This is a genomic window from Devosia nitrariae (assembly GCF_030160115.1).
Taxonomy (GTDB): Bacteria; Pseudomonadota; Alphaproteobacteria; order Rhizobiales; family Devosiaceae; genus Devosia; species Devosia nitrariae.
Genome location: NZ_BSNS01000024.1, coordinates 510481 through 524262 on the forward strand (window position 1 = coordinate 510481; position 13782 = coordinate 524262).

14 protein-coding genes and 1 tRNA gene are annotated in these 13782 nt (G+C 60.7%); 10 read left to right on the plus strand and 5 right to left on the minus strand.

Going from position 1 to position 13782, the window contains the following annotated elements; all coding sequences use genetic code 11:
- Nucleotides 1–59: 59 nt before the first annotated feature.
- Entirely contained in the window at nt 60–1301 is a 1242-nt protein-coding gene (locus QQK18_RS25475) for an ABC transporter substrate-binding protein (RefSeq protein ID WP_284343202.1), read from the minus strand.
- 223 nt (nt 1302–1524) lie between these two features.
- Between QQK18_RS25475 and QQK18_RS25480 the strand changes: the two genes are divergently transcribed.
- From QQK18_RS25480 to QQK18_RS25500, 5 genes are all read left to right on the plus strand, one after another.
- The gene (locus QQK18_RS25480) at nt 1525–2589 is read left to right on the plus strand and encodes a LacI family DNA-binding transcriptional regulator (RefSeq protein WP_284343203.1); all 1065 of its coding nucleotides are present in this window, start codon (nt 1525–1527) and stop codon (nt 2587–2589) included.
- A gap of 74 nt (nt 2590–2663) precedes the next feature.
- Nucleotides 2664–2740: transfer RNA gene (locus QQK18_RS25485), tRNA-Arg, on the plus strand.
- A gap of 786 nt (nt 2741–3526) precedes the next feature.
- Nucleotides 3527–4087 carry a hypothetical protein gene (locus tag QQK18_RS25490; RefSeq protein ID WP_284343204.1) on the plus strand — a complete coding sequence of 187 codons (561 nt, stop codon included), beginning with the start codon at nt 3527–3529 and terminating at the stop codon, nt 4085–4087.
- Nucleotides 4088–4368: 281 nt separating this feature from the next.
- A complete protein-coding gene (locus tag QQK18_RS25495; protein WP_284343205.1) occupies nt 4369–4512 on the plus strand; it encodes a hypothetical protein in 144 nt (47 codons plus the stop codon).
- Between the two features lie 1009 nt (nt 4513–5521).
- On the plus strand, nt 5522–6679 hold the full coding sequence (locus QQK18_RS25500) for an AI-2E family transporter (RefSeq protein WP_284343206.1): 1158 nt from the start codon (nt 5522–5524) through the stop codon (nt 6677–6679).
- A 166-nt stretch (nt 6680–6845) separates the two neighbouring features.
- On the opposite strand, the gene QQK18_RS25505 is transcribed toward QQK18_RS25500, so the two are convergent.
- Nucleotides 6846–7478 (minus strand): tyrosine-type recombinase/integrase, encoded by a 633-nt coding sequence (locus QQK18_RS25505; protein WP_284343207.1) that lies wholly within the window; start codon nt 7476–7478, stop codon nt 6846–6848.
- A 277-nt stretch (nt 7479–7755) separates the two neighbouring features.
- Here QQK18_RS25505 and QQK18_RS25510 point away from each other — a divergent pair, with 277 nt between their 5' ends.
- Nucleotides 7756–7866 carry a hypothetical protein gene (locus QQK18_RS25510; protein WP_284343208.1) on the plus strand — a complete coding sequence of 37 codons (111 nt, stop codon included), beginning with the start codon at nt 7756–7758 and terminating at the stop codon, nt 7864–7866.
- A gap of 45 nt (nt 7867–7911) precedes the next feature.
- On the opposite strand, the gene QQK18_RS25515 is transcribed toward QQK18_RS25510, so the two are convergent.
- The 3 genes from QQK18_RS25515 to QQK18_RS25525 form a co-directional block, all read right to left on the minus strand.
- Nucleotides 7912–8226: a hypothetical protein gene (locus QQK18_RS25515; RefSeq protein ID WP_284343209.1), complete on the minus strand. Its 315-nt coding sequence runs from the start codon at nt 8224–8226 to the stop codon at nt 7912–7914.
- Nucleotides 8227–8683: 457 nt separating this feature from the next.
- Nucleotides 8684–9052, minus strand: coding sequence for a response regulator (locus tag QQK18_RS25520; protein WP_284343210.1), 369 nt, complete (start codon nt 9050–9052; stop codon nt 8684–8686).
- Between the two features lie 176 nt (nt 9053–9228).
- Complete coding sequence (locus tag QQK18_RS25525; protein WP_284343211.1) at nt 9229–10377, minus strand: sensor histidine kinase; 1149 nt, start codon at nt 10375–10377, stop codon at nt 9229–9231.
- A 953-nt stretch (nt 10378–11330) separates the two neighbouring features.
- Here QQK18_RS25525 and QQK18_RS25530 point away from each other — a divergent pair.
- From QQK18_RS25530 to QQK18_RS25545, 4 genes are all read left to right on the plus strand, one after another.
- A complete protein-coding gene (locus QQK18_RS25530; RefSeq protein ID WP_284343212.1) occupies nt 11331–11552 on the plus strand; it encodes a PilZ domain-containing protein in 222 nt (73 codons plus the stop codon).
- Between the two features lie 1099 nt (nt 11553–12651).
- Nucleotides 12652–12954 carry a hypothetical protein gene (locus QQK18_RS25535; RefSeq protein ID WP_284343213.1) on the plus strand — a complete coding sequence of 101 codons (303 nt, stop codon included), beginning with the start codon at nt 12652–12654 and terminating at the stop codon, nt 12952–12954.
- Nucleotides 12955–13053: 99 nt separating this feature from the next.
- Nucleotides 13054–13236 (plus strand): CsbD family protein, encoded by a 183-nt coding sequence (locus QQK18_RS25540; RefSeq protein WP_284343214.1) that lies wholly within the window; start codon nt 13054–13056, stop codon nt 13234–13236.
- A 217-nt stretch (nt 13237–13453) separates the two neighbouring features.
- Nucleotides 13454–13717, plus strand: coding sequence for a DUF4287 domain-containing protein (locus QQK18_RS25545; protein WP_284343215.1), 264 nt, complete (start codon nt 13454–13456; stop codon nt 13715–13717).
- Nucleotides 13718–13782: the final 65 nt, after the last annotated feature.

Here is a 13782-nt window from a genome sequence, read left to right on the forward strand (position 1 = left end):
TTGGAAGACCAGGCCGGCCGCCATGCAGTCAGTGGTGACTGTAGCTTACCATCCAGCTGTCAGTCAGCCGTCTCGATGATCGAGGCATAACGCTCGACGTAATCGTCGACGGTGATGCTGTCGTCGCCAAGGAACTCGATGTTGAGATCCTGTAGCTGCTGCTGGGTGTCGCTGGAGAGGGCGAAGTCACCGGAAGGCAGCAGGCCGTTCTCGAGGAGCTTGAGCGCCTTCTGCATGCAGGCGTTGGCTTGCGACAGATCGACGTCCGTGCGGATCGGCATCGAACCCTTCTTGAGGTTGAAGGCGAGCTGCGCCTCCGGCGAGATCAGGATCTTGGCGAGCTCGGTCTGGGCCTCGAGAACCTCCGGGTCCGTGCCCTCAGGCAGGACTGGGAAGTAGAAGGCGTCGCCGCCACCGGTAAGCTGATCGTTCATGCCGAGCGCCGGAAGGCATTCATAGTCCTCTCCCGGCACGCCACCGGCAACCTGCAGGTCGCCCTGGAGCCAGTCACCGTGGATATTGCCGGCCGCTTCGCCCGCCAGGATCTGGTTGCCGACGTCGGCGAAGGCAGGGACCATGGTATCGGGTGAAACGACGCTGCGGATCGCGTCCATGGCCTCGGCCACCTTGCGGAACTCGGGGCCACGCACGGCTTCAACGTCCTTGTCGCGATTGACGGCGAGAACGAGCTCGCTGCCGCCGATGCCCGAGAGCAACACGCCCGGAACGCCAGCGATCGGCCAGCCGGTAGCAAGGCCGAAGGGCAGGATGCCGGCTTCCTCAAGCGCAGGCCAGGACGCGACGTATTCGTCCCAGGTGGTCGGCACGGGCTGGCCGATCTCCTCATAGGCGGCAGTCGAGAGCCACAGCCAGTCCCACGAGTGGATGTTGACCGGGAAGCAATAGATGCGACCCTCATAGGTGCACGGCTCCAGCAGAGACTGGTCGACGTAGAACTCGTTGATGTTGAGCTCTTCGGCGATGTCGGTCAGGTCGCGCATCAGGCCGGCCTGGATCAGTTCCTCGGCGTCGCGGCCCGTGTTCATCTGCGTGGCGCCCATCGGATCGCCGCCGATAATGCGGCTGATGATCACAGGGTTGGCACCGGTACCGGAACCAGAAAGGGCGCTGTCCACCCAGGTGTGACCCGTCTGTTCCTCGAACACGCGGGCGAACTCGGCAACGGCCGCGGCCTCACCTGCGGACGTCCACCAGTGGGTGACTTCTAGCTCAGCGGCGTTGATCGCCGTGGAGCTCAGGAAAGCGGTCGCCATGGCAGCAACCACTGCGTATTTCTTCATAGGGTCGTCCTCCCAACGTTCACTTGGAGCCGAGGCTCCCGCGAAGCGGCCAGCCGCACGCACCTTCTCGAGAGGCGTCCGCGCTGGCTGCATGTAATCGATTGCATGGAGGCGCTTCGAGCCCTCTGCAATCGATTTCATTACTTTCAGCCGGTTGTTGCGCTGCTGTCAAGTTCCATTTATTGAAGTTGAAGTCCTGACAGCGAAAGGGACGCTGGCAGCCATGGCGCTGACGAGAAAATCGCCGACGATTCAAGATGTTGCGCGCCATGCCGGCGTGTCGACGGCAACTGTGAGCCGTGCGCTCTCGATGCCGGAAAGGGTTTCGCAGGCGACGCGCGAGCGGATCGCGGTGGCCGTCACGGCGACGGGTTATACGCTCAACCAGGCGGCCCGGTCGCTGCGCCGTCAGCGCGCCGGCACTATCGTCATGGCCATGCCCAATGCGGGCAATCCCTATTACTCGACCATACTGGACGCGGTGCTCGCCGAGGCAGGCCATCGCGGCTATGGCGTCCTCGTCTCCAACAGGGTCCAGGGCGACCCGACCATATGGCTGCGCGACTATTTCCTGTCGAGCCGGGCCGACGGCCTGCTGCTGTTCGACATCACGCTCGACGTTTCGGGCATGCGGCGCTTCATGGAAGAGCGCGGCAACCTGCCGATCGTGGTGGTCTGCGACGAGATAATCGAGCCGGGCTTCAACCTTGTGACCAGCGACAATCGCGAGGCGACCGGCCGGGCCGTCCAGCATCTCGTGGACCTGGGACACCAGCACATCGGGCTGGTCGCCGGTCCTACGATCCACGACTATCCCAACGAACGCACGCTGGGCTTCCGGCAGGCGCTCGCCCGCCACGGTCTAGCCATGCGCGAGGACTGGATCATTGCCGGAGACCACTCCATCGGCAGCGGATACCAGGCCGGCTCACAGTTCGTTGCACTCGACGAGCGGCCAAGCGCGGTGGTCTGCGCCAATGACGAGATGGCTCTCGGCTTCATCTCAAGCGTGCAGCAGGCGGGCCTCCATTGCCCGCGGGACGTCTCGGTGGTCGGGTTCGACGACATCGACATGGCCCAGTATGTCTCGCCGGCACTGACCACCATGCGGCAAAAACGAGCTGAACTGGCCACGATCAGCACCAGCGCGCTCATCGACATCGTCGAGGGCGTGCGCGATCCGGCAAAGCCGGTGCGAATCATCCTGCGCTGCGACCTCATCGCGCGGGCGAGCACCGCCCCGCCAAAGGGGGCTGCCGTGCGTCCGGCACGAGAGTTCCGATTCTGAGAGGCTGCGGGCTTGCCCACTCACGCGAGGGGGTTGGGTCGCGCGCCCGCTTGCGCTAAAGGAGGCACCACTACGGTCCCGTAGCTCAGCTGGATAGAGCAGCAGCCTTCTAAGCTGTTGGTCGCAGGTTCGAGTCCTGCCGGGATCGCCATTCCCAGTGTTGAATTGCTATTGGTTTTGTCCAAACGGATATGCCAGGGGCGGATTTTCGGCAGTTTTTTGCGCTTGGTCATGCACCTAGCCTACTGACTATTGGTTTGACCCAAGACGCAATTTCCGGCACTGACGTGCGGGGTGGCGATCTACGTCGAGATCGTCTTGCCGGGCAAGCGGGCTGGGATACGGAAACTACACGGTCACATCAATTGGTGCGAAGAGGCACAAGCCCAAAGCGCGACTCTTGCGGCGCGACCACGCATGAGGGTGAAACCACATCGGAATTGTTTGTGAGCGCCACATGAGGATGGTCAGAAGTCCGATTTGTGCGCACTCAATGTTCACTTCAGTTGGCCTCAACTTTTGATTGAAAGCGAAAGCCCCGGGAAACCGGGGCTTTCTCATTTTTGGGCTGGATCGCAAGGGGGCCGCGACCGGCTGGTGTTCAGCATGCGGATGTCGTGACACCACTACTCCGCTTGCTCCGCCGTTGGGAGGTGAGACGTGTGACGCGACCGATAGAATTTCCATAATTCGGGCGGTCGTTCCCATTATCGAACCGGTAGTTTTTCCATAGAAACTCAAAGGCCCCGGAATCCCGGGCCTTGGCTTCGACAGGACCATGGGAGCGCCTAGGCATTTCGATTTCCTGAAGACAGTCGGTCCGGTTAGCGTCTCGCCAGCGACGAAAGCGGGGTGGTTAGCTTACAACCCGCGTTGAACCAGATATCGAGAATAGGCGACGTTTCGTTGGCGCGTGTGGCCGCGATGAGGGGGTGTTATGATTTTCGGATGGCGACTGGGCGGCAAGCCACGGAGACTAGCGAATGCGACTGCCGACTATCTCAATATTGAGCACAACCTGTTCGACAGCGCCTTGCTCGAGCGAGGGATCGGATGGAAGTGGTGGGAGCGTTTCGTCGAAAAAGACGTTGAACCAATGCTTCTTGCATGGGAAGTCCGTGAGGAATTGATCGCTGGTCTGGCTCACCTGGAGAAAAAGTGGGGGCAGCAACCTCAGATTGAGCATGCCAAGCTGCAGATCGACCGATTGCTCGGCGTGGCAAAGGATCCCGATACCATTTCGGACGCCGTTCGCGAGGCTCGCGAGGCAGCCATCTTGGACTGGGTCGATGCCTTCGAAGTGCCGGGAGGCTACGTAGGCGCTCAAGTCCTTTCCGTTTTCTACCCGCACCACCAGAACGCTTGGGCTGCGGCGACGTTCTTCGCCGAGAGCTTGCGCAAGGACATGGCTGAAGTGGTGCCAGCTCTACACTCGCTAACGAATTCGGGGCGCGTTGATGAAGCCAGAGATGGGCAGGATGTGCCAATCATAGGCTGACCGAAACGGGCAAAGAGCTCGCCGAGGCCCAAGCTGCGACGTGGTCGGCTATACAGAACATGTACCGCACGGATGCCGACATACCGAAGTGAGCGAATGTCACTGAGGCGATAAAGGACCGCACCGGGGTATCCACAAATGCGGCTGCGGGCGACCGAAATGGGCCAGCTAATCGGTGCCGCAAACGCGCGGGTTCCCCCCTCTCCTTGCCGAAGCCAGCAGTCGGGCACTGCGTCACTCATTTCGAACCTCACCTGCCCTTGGAAACTAAGGAAATTCAAATGCCGAAGGACGGGTACGACCTCGTCACTCAGCTTCTTGAAGGGGCCGCGCATCTCTCGGAACGCCGCGATGTCCGCGAGCGGACGGTTCCCTCGAAAGTAGTCGTTCCCCTGCGCCTCAACGTCCCGAAAGTTGCGCCATGATCGTAATGAGGAAAGCAACTGGTCTAGCTCAGTCAATTCACCCCCCGAATAGCTGAAGTCAGAACTTTGGCTCTTGCCTTCCCGTTATCATTGCGGTCGTAGCCGCCGTATTCGCCACGATCTTGTCGGGCCGAGATAGCACCCCGCCGATGGCTAACGGAAACAATCCGGACAGCATCAGACCGAGCCCCGGCCAGACGACCACGAGCCGTGCCAGTACGTCCATCCCAGTCAGCTGAGCGCCGGAACGGGCAAACAGGATCAGTCCTGACCACGCTCCCCTAGAACTATAGCCAGCCAGCCGAGCGCGTTAAATACGTTGCCATTGATGCCCCTATCCGAACTATCGTCTAGTCGAAGTAAACGACCGCTACCCGCCTTTCTGACGCCAAAGCGGTCGGGCGGCTTACGGCCCCGATGCGGTCATTCCGCAGCCGCCGATCTCTGGCGGCTGTCGGACCGCGTGCGGACTGTCTGCTTCTGGCAGCAGACTTTGAGCACCGGACATTCAGAACGGTGCAGTCGTGACCTGACCGAAATCGGTCATTGCCGTACGGCGGCAATGATGTCAGAGGGTCGTAATCTCAGCCGTAGCGGTTCGTGAAAGCTCCCGTTCGGCTATCCCGTCCGCCACCGCCGCCACGACCGATCAGGCGCCAGCCGTCGCAGCGATAGACCTCACCGGTATGCAGCGCCACGTCCTGGTAAAAACAAGATAAGCGGCATGCGCCGTATTCGTGGCATCGCCGCGCGGCGACCTGAGCAAGCGAGTTGCCCCGTTCAGAGCGTGAGACGAGTGCTATCTCCGCTTCGGCGAGGACGCACCGGTGGCCAGGACCGGTCAGGCAGCTTTCGGCTGAACTGAGTGGGCAGCGGTTGTTTGGCAACAACGCGCAGCAGCCTTATCTCAGTCGCTGCCGGAGGTGTCCTTGAGGTATATAGGTGGCGCTAGGTTCCCTCATTAAGCCGGAAGGAGCCGAACCATATCTGGCAAAGGCGGACCATCCAGATGTCACCACCTACCGCCCAAGGCGCAAGCTTCGTTGCCATGCTAGTCATCGTGACTGCGGCCTTCGTCTGGCTGATGCTGCCGTTCTATGGCGCCGTACTATGGGCCGTCATTCTCGCGATCCTGTTCAACCCGCTCCAGCGCAGGCTCGTTCAGCGTATGGGCGGCCGCAGGAACTTGGCAGCGGCGATTAGCACCTTTGCCTGTATCTGCATCGTCGTCATACCGGGATCAATGGTCCTGGCGGCATTGGCCCGGGAAGCCAACAGTCTGTACAATCGCGTTAGCGATCCGGAATTTGATGCCGTCTCCATCTTCGAGGGGATTTATGCCGCAATGCCTTCTTTCCTCGTTGAGGCCTTGTCGGTTTTCAGCCTTAGCGAATTCCACGAAATCCAATCGCGCCTGACGGCGTTTCTGGGGGAGGCGGCGCAAACCATCGCCACAAGCGCTTTGACTATTGGGCAGAGCACGGCTCAGCTGATCATTAGCCTGGGAGTAATGCTTTACGTGCTCTTCTTCATGTTCAGGGATGGCTCCCGACTGGCGATCGTAATTCGCAAAGCCAGTCCGCTCAGCGACTATCAGACGGAACACGTACTGCGTAAGTTCACCACGGTGGTGCAATACACTGTCCGGGGCAACGTCATCATCGCTGTGATACAGGGGGTTATCGGCGGGGTGACTTTCTGGCTGCTCGGTATCGAAGCGGCAATCCTGTGGGGCGTCCTGATGGCCGTTCTCTCGCTTCTTCCCGCGGTTGGAGCCTTTCTGGTCTGGGCGCCGGCTGCGGCCTATCTGTTCCTATCAGGGCAGCTACTTCAAGGCGGTGTCCTACTGGCGGTCGGCGTTTTGATCCTCAGCACGATCGACAATCTCCTGCGGCCGCCGCTGGTGGGCCAGGGAACGAAGCTGCCTGACTACATGGTACTCGTGTCGACGCTAGGCGGTCTGTCATTGTTCGGTATCAACGGTTTTGTCATCGGACCTCTGATTGCGGCCCTGTTTGTAGCTTTTTGGTCGCTTTACACGGATGAACACTCGGACTCGGTGGACGGACGGCTCATGGTGGATTCCAGTGTCGATCAGGTTGCGAGTGCGCGCGCCTCCACGAGAAAATCGTCACGATCCGGCAAAACTCGGCGCATTCGGAAATGAACGATTCCATCTCATGTGAACCGAGCCCCTACCCAATCCCCGCAAGGGGAGCGCGGTGTGCTGAACGAATGACCGGTTTCGGGACGGTGGCTTGACGTGTCGAACGACTTAGCTGCGGGCGCGTTGCCGAAACGCGGCCCCGCTATGTTCAGCGAGGCCGTGCGGGTCAGATTTCTGTTGTCTCGGCCAGCGTCAATGCGTCATCGATATCTACACCGAGATATCGAACCGTATTTTCGATCTTGGTGTGTCCCAGCAAGATCTGAATAGCTCGAAGATTGCCGGTGGCCTTATAGATCAGGGCTGCCTTGGTACGGCGGAGCGAATGTGTTCCGTATTCCTCGGGACGCAGCCCAATCGCCGTAACCCATTCGTCGACCAATCGCGCGTACTGTCGAGTGCTGAGGTGCCCTTTGCGGTCGACTCGGCTTGGGAACGCGTTGTCGTCGATACTACCACCACGGCGTTCGAGCCACGCTAGCAGGCTTGCCATCGTGTCTGTGGTGATCTCGAACTGGACGGGCCGGCCGGTCTTCTGTTGGATCACCATTGAGCGGGAGCGAATTGACGTGCCGGAAACAAGCGATCCGATCTTCATTTTGACCAGGTCGCAACCGCGAAGCTTGCTGTCGATCGCGAGGTCAAATAATGCCCGGTCGCGCATCCGCCCTTCGCGATCCAGAAAGAAGCGGATCAGCCAGATTTGCTTCACTTTAAGCGCTCGTTTGGCGCCGACCTGCTTGCCTGCATTCCAGGCTGGCCGCCCTTTAGCGGCTGGGTCATACCGTGAGATACCCATGACATTTCTCCCTTTGGCCAACATGGCCAGCAGAGAGATAGTGTGGGGCCGGTAGCAGTCTGTCCGCTCCTAGGTGCCATCATCGAAATAGCTGCCATTCCGATAGCTCGGCTCATAAAGACGGAGCGACGCGCGGGCTGCGCCTGCGGATCGTCTATCGCCGGACGGGTCCGAGCCTGCTGGAGGTGGAGGGGCGGCTGAACATCAAGGGCCAAGCGGTTGTGTATAGCGCTCGAAGACCTGGCGCGGGAAGGTCGCCGCGCCAGTCTTCCTGCTGGTGCCGCAGGTCAAGCTGCCGAAGCGTCTTGATCTTGACCGCGACGCCGAGCGGGCGCTCGACAGCGTGCCTGGGCTGATCGTGGCGAACTGGGTGGAGGGAAAACTGTAGTCGCTCCGTATCGGCGTTGATGCCAGGATCCGAAGGGGCTCCGGCTCAGCGTCGACCGAGCTTGCCGAATTCACTGTCGAGCAGCGACCGGATCTTCTTTGCGCCGCCGCGCAGGGCCGCTTCGACAGTCGCATCGTTATGGGTGACCGTTTGCGGCTGCATACCCTCGGGCCGCGCCTCGATTGTGCAGCGAATGTCACCGGTGCCGCCCTTGGCGGCGTTGACATCGGCCAGATGTACCTCGATCCGCGACAACCGGTCCGTCAGATGCCCCAGCGCTGAAGCGATCGTCTGTCCGGCCACCTCGGCGAGGCGGTCGTCCCCCTGGATGTTGGCGTCGGTATTCAGCTGGAACTGCATGTCGGGTCTCCTGTGTGTGTGATCACCTAACATGAAAGACCATGAAGATGGGTGATCCAGCGAAGTTCATCTGCACGATCAGTAGAAACGCTTGCCTCGCGCGCGACAGCCTGGCCATTGTCAAATCGCGAGCGGACCGTCCGCTTTAGGTGCTCGCCGAAGGTAAGTGAGCGGCCGGTATGGGCGGCGCAGAGCGGACAATCGGCCTCGGTGGCCGACCGTGTTCACGTTGTGCAACATTAATCTAAGGCAGCGGCGCTGTCCGTATTGGGACGAACATACGTCACTTCTCTCAGCTGCGCCGACGAACACGAGGCTGACCCCGTCCTGAAATCTCGAGCGTTCACGATGATATGAGTTCCTAGCTTCGAGTGGGAGCCATGAACGGCGGAGCAGCGGCCCGGTTCGGATTGAAGTCGCCACCCACCCTTGGCGCAATTGGCGGCTCGGCGCCCAGCTAGGAGACCATCAGCCTGCGGATACCATCTGTGACTTCGTGGATGTTGTAGGGCTTGGCATAGTAGAGGGCGCCTTCAGGAAGCTCGTCGCGCCCGAGCGTTCTCTTGCCGGAAACCAGAACCAGCTTCACCGGCGGCCACTTCTCCCGCACCGCATGCGCCAGCATGAGGCCATCCATCGATCCTGGCATGTCGATGTCTGTGACAACGATGCGAATGTCGTCTCGGCTCTCAAGAATGCGGATTGCCTCGTCCGCATTGGCCGCCTCGATGGTGGCGAACCCTGCCGCTTCAAGCATGTCCAGCATATCGAGCCGGATGAGGAACTCATCCTCAACGACCAGGACGACGGCGGCATTCCCTTGCATTCTACGCTCCCTCTGCGCCCTCGCGGTCGCCACGGATCGGGCGGAAGCCACAAGCCCGCGAATTATCTACAACCGGACGCAATCGGAGATGGTTGCAGGCCGAATGGCATTTGCTGGCGCCCAACCCGGCCATACGTCGGAGGCCCGCTCCCACGGACACCCTCGGGATTAAGCTCCTACGCCTCTGAAATGGCGAACTCGACAGTGAGGGTCGTGCCCCCGGAGGAAGTCCAATCTGCCTCGGCGCCCAACTGCCGGCATAGCCCCCTGATGATCTGCATGCCGGTGCCGGTCCCACGCCCGGCGGTTCCACCGGCTGCGGGCATCCCTTTCCCTGTATCGGACAGCCGGAGGCGGAGCCGATCCTGGGCCAGGGGCTCGGCGCTGATCCTGATCTCGCCCTCCCTGCCGTCGAAGGCGTATTTGAGGCTGTTGGTGACAAACTCGTTGACGATCAGCCCGACGGCTATCGCCTCTTCCGCCGACACGGTCACAACTGCAATGTCGGCCGCCATGCTGATCTCAACGAGCTCGTGCTCATGTAGCTTCGCCAGGCCGTCCAACAGCCCCGAAAGATAATCCCGCAGCTCGAGGCTGTCCAAATGAGAGCCCAAGTAGAGCCGTTCGTGGACGAGCCGGAGCGTTTCCACCCGTTCGCCGACCGCTCTCAGGTCCTGGCGCGCCTCCTCGGAACTGGCATTGCGCGCGCGCATCTCCAATAGGCTCCTGATGACGGCAATGTTGTTCTTGACGCGGTGCTGGAGCTCCCGCATCAGCTGCTCGTTTCTCTCAAGCGCTTTGGTGAGGTCGTGCACCTTCTCCAGCCTGTCGATAACCGGGCCGAGGATGGTCGCATAGGTCCGCAGGAACTCGATGTCATGCTCGTCGAACATCTGTGGCTTGGTGTGATCGACCTGCAGCAGTCCGTAGGCCTTGCCGCCGTGCAAGAACACCGGAACGTTGGCAATGGAGATCACGCCGTGCTCGCGCATGAAGTGTGGAAACTCGAACCGTTCTTCGGCCTCTATGTTCTGCGTGATGACGGGTTTGCCATGGTTCAGCGCGAACGCCTCCGACGAGCGCTCATTGAGTTGCAGCGTCGCCTTGCCAACGATAGCGGGGCCCCAGCCGACACCGGCCCGCACCAGCGCCGTCTTCCCGTCGTCCTGGAGTTCGAGGACCTTGGCGAACTCCGTTCCGAGTGCCCGTGCGACCAGCCGGCACGCCTCCTGCAGTACCTCCTGCAGGTCCTGGCTTCTGAGCGCAAAGTCCCCGAAATCCGCCAGCACCTGCTGTCGTTCGAACATCTGTTCCAGGCTTGGCATCAGTTTCCCCGGTTCCCTGCGACATTATTTCAGCACAAGCAGGCAGCTGAATCGAGTCGGCAGTCGAGTGCTGGATAGGCTGGTTGCTGCGGCGATGCCCCCTCATCTTCGAGCACAACAAAGGCCGCCCAGTCCGGGGGAGGGACTGAGCGGCTGGGGGTGACCTTCGTACCGGGCCACTTGTGCGCCCTCAACTGACTGCCCGCACATCTGGTTCCCCTCGGTGGAGTGCCCCGGGGTACATCGCTTAGACGGCTACTGTGCTTGGCACAGCTTTGGGCCGATTGTTGGTCGCAATTAGGTGAAGCCGGCTATATGTTCTGCGCCATGGATCCAAACAAATCACCACTCGAGCGGGCCTTCGAGTTGGCTCGGTCAGGGCGCTATCGAACTGTGTCCGAGGTCAAGCGTGCCGTGTCGGCGGAGGGCTACTCCTTGGACCAGCTTGAGGGCCGCGCCTTGTCACGCCAGCTGAGCGACCTAATCAAAGCAGAAGTGACCCAGAGTGGGGCAACTTGACGCGCCGCTGGCGCTGCCAAAAATCAGTTCTCGGCTTTGATCGCTAGCCAGAAGTAGCTTCCGAGGGTTCTTGGAAGTGCGCTCGGGCAGCAGTGTTCCGATCAGGCTCCGGAGAGACTGGTTTTGCGCAGAGTGTGGCTCCTGCGCCAGGAACGTAGCCAGGTCAAGAACATGCCGACCGCCGCCGGACGAAGGACTTGGTCGGTGCACTACGGATATGACGCCATCTTCGTCTCGGACGAGCAGCCATTCGTCTCCGTTCTCGCTGGTGTAGAACGTCCGCATCGCCTCTTCCATTGTCATCTCCTCACCGATGGAATTGCTTGAACACCATCCGCGGCGCATCGTTCCGAACCTCGTGGGTGCCGCACCCGGCCATCGCTTACCCAGCTCCTTCCGAAAGGTTTAGCGACTTTGTTGGGGAAGTCTCAGCTATGGCGGCTGCATTGGTGGTGCATGCACCACTCCTAGAGCGACGCAGGCATCCCCGGAACACGTGTCACACCGACGCGACGGTTGTTCTGGACGAGGGCCTGACCCGGCTGCCGGCGGACATCGTCGATATTTCCCCGGCTGGAGCCAAGCTAGAGCTACCGGAGGTACTCGACCTGCCGCGAAAATTCTACATGCTGTTCAACCACCAGATCGCGCCTTAGCGCCTCGTGTGGCGCGACAGTCTCGCCGCAGGCATTGCCCACCGAGAGTAGCTCCGGAAGACCGCCCGTCGGCTTTCGGCCGGCGGGCCGTGGATCGTCCATGTTCCGATTGACGAACTGCAGGGTGGCAGTTCGCCGAGCTACCCACCGATGCCATCCCTTCTAGGTCACGCGTACGCACTTCTTTCCCTAGGTCCCCTTTCGTGATTTGACCCGGCACGGTTTCAGGGCTTTCAATACGATGGTGATCTCCAAGAGCGGCTCCGGCCTCACCCTACATTTGGTGACGCCGGGGCTCTTTTTGTGGCTGAAGTTGGAGACGGGCGTAAGAGCGTGGTCGCGCCCGCGGCGGCGGACCTTTACCGAGGGCTCTTGGACGGCTGCTGGGTCGCCTGTTCCCGCCGGCTGGGGCCGACCGAGGTTCTGCCCTCGTAGCGCTCTGGCTCCAGTAGCTCTCCCCAATCCGGGTTCGACCCCGCTCCCGGAGCCATTGCTATCATCACCCTATCCAGATTGCAGATTGCACGCAGTTCCTCTGCACTCTCTAGACCGATGTGTCTACAACTGGTCGATCGCAGACGAACGTGCTTTAGCCTGAACTAATAGGGAGGGGGCGTTCCCTCCCTTATCTCACTTGCCCCCGGAGATGCATCAACGCGGCCCAGGAGTGTATGTCTGCCTTTCCCCTCCGCGTCATTAGAAGCCGCCCGACCGCTTCCCACCACCCAGCGAAGCCATCTATGGTTGTACCAGTTGGGGCCGTTATACGGCACTTGCACCGGCACCCAAAGGACCGCAGGTGAGGAACGCAGCCGTCGGGCAGAGGCAATGGTCGATCGATCAACTGCGTATCCTTCTTTTCTCGCATGTGCATTGCGTGGATCCCCCGGCCCATTCTTGGGCGACGGAGAGATTTGTTCGACCGTCGCCGGTCCGAACATTCGACGCGCGAGTACACCACCCGCGGCCGGAGGCGTCACGAAGGTGGGGCTCAAACCTATCGGAAAGGGCATCGAAAATCTGGCGCTGTGTGGACAAACGTCTCTCCCGGATCGGATAGGCTTCGATGCCGTTATCCCCCCAAAAGGAGGGTCACGACATGAACAACGCAAATCTTCAGCTCGAAGGCCTCTATCTCGCCATTGCAGCAATAACCAACGCATTGGAGGCCAAGGGCGTGCTGACCAAAACGGAGATCCAAGACGCTCTCAAGCGGGCGGAACAGGCCGCGCTTGGCGAGGACCGGTCGATCGAAGACTTGAGCCCGGCTCATCGTGACGCGATGGCGTTCCCTGCACGTTTCCTAATGGTTGCCAACGCTGCGCCTGCCGAGAACCTGTCGTTCTACGCCCTAGCCAAGCAAGTGGGCCAGACGAAAGGTCCGCACAACGATCAGCGGTAGTCATCCCTGCAACACGATCTAGCCGGATATCAAATTCTCCCGTGACCAGAACGAGCCATCTGAACCCTCGTTATCTGTGAACCTCGAAAGAAGGACGAGATGCCCCACAAGGATGAAGAAGGCTCGGCCAAAGAGGCTCGTGGCAACGTCAAAGAAGCCGCCGGCAAGATGACCGGTGACGAGAAGCTCCGCACGGACGGCGCCGCCGACAAGGCGGAAGGCAAGGTTCAAAAGGGCGTGGGCAAGGCCAAAGAGGCCGCTCGCGACGCTCTGAAGCACTGACGCCAGTTGGCCACGCGAAGAAGAGCCGCCCGATGCACGGGCGGCTTTCCTGTTACCCGGCCTTCTTGTCGTCCGCCAGCCACTTCCCCCTGCCATCGGCATCGAGGGCGTTGAAGGCCTGGGCCTGCTCCTTGGTCCGTAAAACTCAAAGCGAGTTCGTGTCGAAACTGGCGTAGGCCATTCGTCGCTTAGGCGAGCAACAGAGGAGAACCACCCCATGTCATTCCAAGCCTACCTGGACGCGGTCGAGGCGAAGACCGGCAAGACGCCCCGCCAGATCATAGACTTGGCGAAATCCAAGGGCTTTGACGCTGAAAGCGTGAAGGCTGGCCAGATCCTAGCAAGGCTGAAATCCGAATATGATCTCGGCAGAGGTCACGGCATGGCATTGGTTCATGTGATCAAAAAGGGCGCAGAGATCGACCCCAAGTACGTCGGCACCAGCGGCGTTCATAGAGACGAAAGCAACACTCTGGCTTGACGGCGTAGCCACCAAGCCTCGCTGAGAGGCGTGAGCGACCGGAGCAAACCTCCCCGGCCGCTCAA